Source organism: Streptomyces sp. DI166, from assembly GCF_900091315.1.
GTDB classification, from domain to species: Bacteria; Actinomycetota; Actinomycetes; order Streptomycetales; family Streptomycetaceae; genus Streptomyces; species Streptomyces fuscus.
The window spans coordinates 1-2,615 of record NZ_FLSP01000214.1; the positions used below are offsets into that span (position 1 = coordinate 1).

Annotated in this window: 4 protein-coding genes, 1 tRNA gene and 1 pseudogene; 4 read left to right on the top strand and 2 right to left on the bottom strand. The window is 71.4% G+C overall.

What is annotated here, in order from left to right:
* The 4 genes from GA0115233_RS39820 to GA0115233_RS42200 form a co-directional block, all read left to right on the top strand.
* On the top strand, positions 1-526 hold a 526-nt coding region (locus GA0115233_RS39820), incomplete at its 5' end, for a DUF3566 domain-containing protein (protein ID WP_093725662.1).
* 89 nt (positions 527-615) lie between these two features.
* A tRNA-Ile gene (locus tag GA0115233_RS39825) sits at positions 616-689 on the top strand.
* Between the two features lie 125 nt (positions 690-814).
* Positions 815-1,033, top strand: a complete 219-nt coding sequence (locus tag GA0115233_RS42195; protein WP_255310520.1) for a hypothetical protein — start codon at positions 815-817, stop codon at positions 1,031-1,033.
* Positions 1,034-1,057: 24 nt separating this feature from the next.
* Positions 1,058-1,333, top strand: coding sequence for a hypothetical protein (locus GA0115233_RS42200; RefSeq protein ID WP_255310521.1), 276 nt, complete (start codon positions 1,058-1,060; stop codon positions 1,331-1,333).
* Here GA0115233_RS42200 and GA0115233_RS39835 read toward each other — a convergent pair.
* Together GA0115233_RS39835 and GA0115233_RS39840 are read right to left on the bottom strand one after the other, a co-directional pair.
* On the bottom strand, positions 1,302-1,778 hold the full coding sequence (locus GA0115233_RS39835; RefSeq protein WP_093725664.1) for a hypothetical protein: 477 nt from the start codon (positions 1,776-1,778) through the stop codon (positions 1,302-1,304). The genes GA0115233_RS42200 and GA0115233_RS39835 overlap by 32 nt on opposite strands.
* Before the next feature lie 222 nt (positions 1,779-2,000).
* Positions 2,001-2,615: pseudogene (locus tag GA0115233_RS39840) on the bottom strand (WD40 repeat domain-containing protein); the annotation flags it as partial.

A 2,615-nucleotide genomic window follows, 5' to 3' on the forward strand; every position in this document is an offset into this window, starting at 1 on the left:
GGCCCAGGCGGCGCCCTCGCCGCTGCCCGGCGAACGGCAGCCGCAGCCCTCCGCGGGGCCCTACCACCCGCCGCAGGCGTACCCGGCGGGCGGTGCCCCGGCCGGGGCGACCGGCGCGATGCGCAAGCCGCGCACGGGCGCCCGCACCCAGCCGCGCACCCGCAAGGCCCGGCTGCGGGTGGCCAAGGCCGACCCGTGGTCGGTGATGAAGGTCAGCTTCCTGCTCTCCATCGCGCTCGGCATCTGCACGATCGTCGCCTCGGCGGTGCTGTGGATGGTCATGGACGCCATGGGCGTCTTCTCCACGGTCGGCGGCACCATCTCGGAGGCCACCGGCTCCAACGAGTCCAACGGCTTCGACCTGCAGTCGTTCCTCTCCCTGCCGAACGTCCTGATGTTCACCTCGATCATCGCGGTCATCGACGTGGTCCTCGCCACGGCCCTGGCCACGCTCGGCGCCTTCATCTACAACCTCTCGGCCGGCTTCGTCGGCGGCGTCGAACTGACGCTGGCCGAGGACGAGTGACGGCCCCACGAGAACCGATTTTGGGACTGCGCACCACGTGCGCTAATCTTCAGGAGTCAGCGCGCGGGACACACACCGCAGAGCGCGGCGGGGCTATAGCTCAGTTGGTTAGAGCGCATCCCTGATAAGGATGAGGCCACAGGTTCAAATCCTGTTAGCCCCACATCACGAAGACCCTCGGTCCGCAAGGACCGGGGGTCTTTTGACATCCATGGCCGGGGCCATGCCCCGCTCCCCCTCCGGGGAAAACGGGTTCGTGAAAGGGACGGTTCCTGCGACGCTGTGCGCATGACCGAGACGACCCCCTACGACGCCGACCGCGCCCGATTTTCCCGGCAGGCGCTGGCGCGCCTGGTGCTCTGCGACCAGGCCGTGGACGTGGCCGACAGCGCGGGGGGCCTGGTCGTGACCCGGCACGACCCCGACACCAGGCCCGGGGGCCGGGTGAGTCAAGCGCTCCAGCTCGTCGAACTCGCCGAGCGCGTGCTGGCCTCGGCTGTGGTCTAGGAGCACGAGCGGGGCACGTCCTGGGTGGACATCGCGCGCTACCTGGGGATCGATCCCGCGCAGGCGGAGGCGCGTTTCGCCGACGACCTGGACCGCTGGAACACTGCGTTCGAGGTCCCCTACCGACTCGACGACACCGGCCGCAAACGCATACCCCAACTACCCACCGCGGCCTACGACCCCGCCTGGGCCTGCACCCAGCTCGACCGCTGGGCCCACCTCTCGCGGCTGGGCATCGACGACGAGCACGCTGTCAGCTCCGGGCTCGTCATGGCCGCGCCGGAGGAAGAGGAGTGCTGACCGCGGCCAGTTCGCCCACCGCCCTGTGGACGTGGGCCGAGCCGCTGCGGGAGCGGGCTCCCGCGCACCACCAGGAGACCTGATCCTCCGCGTCCGTTTCTGGATGCATGCCCAGGCCGTGCTCCGGGCACAGGGGCCAGGCCTGCCAGAGCAGTTCCATGACCGTCTCCTGCGCGGCGTCGGCGACGGCCGCCAGGGCGGCGGCGGGGGTGGCCCGGGAGTCCGGGTCCAGTTGACTGCCGTGCCACTCGCCGTTGGACAGGGCCACGAAGACGTACTCCGGCTCGTTCGGGTCGTCGGCGGGAAGGGCGAAGAGGCGCGGGGGTTCCACGCCGGGAAGCGTCGCCGCCAAATCCCGGTTCAGCAGGGCGAGCGCCCGGTCCCAGGCGGGGTATTGACCCGGCGGGACGGGCCGGGGCTCGGGGAGGCCGAGAGGAAGGTGCATGGGGGCCATCCTCCGCTGCGCGGTGGGGACGGTCAGGACGGCGCGGGGGCGGGGCGGGAGCGGGGCGGGAGCGGGCCGGGAGCGGGGAGTGAAAAAACCCGATCGCTGGCGACGGGGGATGCACCAGCGATCGGGCTGGGGCAACAGTAACAAGGGTGGTTGGGCGGTGGGAGCAGGCGTTCGGGAGGGGGTGGGTGTTGTGAGCGGGATCACGTTCCCGGGTCAGGGTTCGCACGGGGGGTCGTAGGAGAGGCGAGACAGGTACTCGTCCCATTTCTCCTTCGTGAGGACGTTCCTGGTGGTCGCGCAGATGTGGGACACCGCGCGGTCCACGTCCAGGTTCCACAGCCGGACCGTGTCGGTGCCGCTGGAGACGCCCAGCAGGTGGCTGCGGGGGCTGAAGGCAAGGAAGTTGCCCGTCTTGGCGTTGGGGCTCATCGACTGGCCGATGGGGGCCGCGTCGGCGGGGTCGGTGACGTTCCACAGGCGGACCGTGTTGTCGTTGCCGCCGCTGGCGAGGGTGTCCCCGTCGGGGCGGAAGGTCAGGGAGACCACCGCCTCGGTGTGACCGGTGAGCGTGGCGGCCGGGGTGCGGGTGCCGGCCGGGTCGGTGACGTCCCACAGGCGGACCGTGTCGTCGTCGCTGCCGCTGGCGAGGGTGCGGCCGTCGGGGCTGTAGGCCAGCACGTTGACGGGGCCGTCGTGGGCCGTGAGGGAGCGGCCCAGCAGGGTCGTACGGCGGGGGTCGGCGGTGTTCCACAGGCGGATCGTGCCGTCCGCGCTGCCGCTGGCGAGGGTGCGGCCGTCGGGGAGAAGCGCAGGGCGTTGACGTAGCCG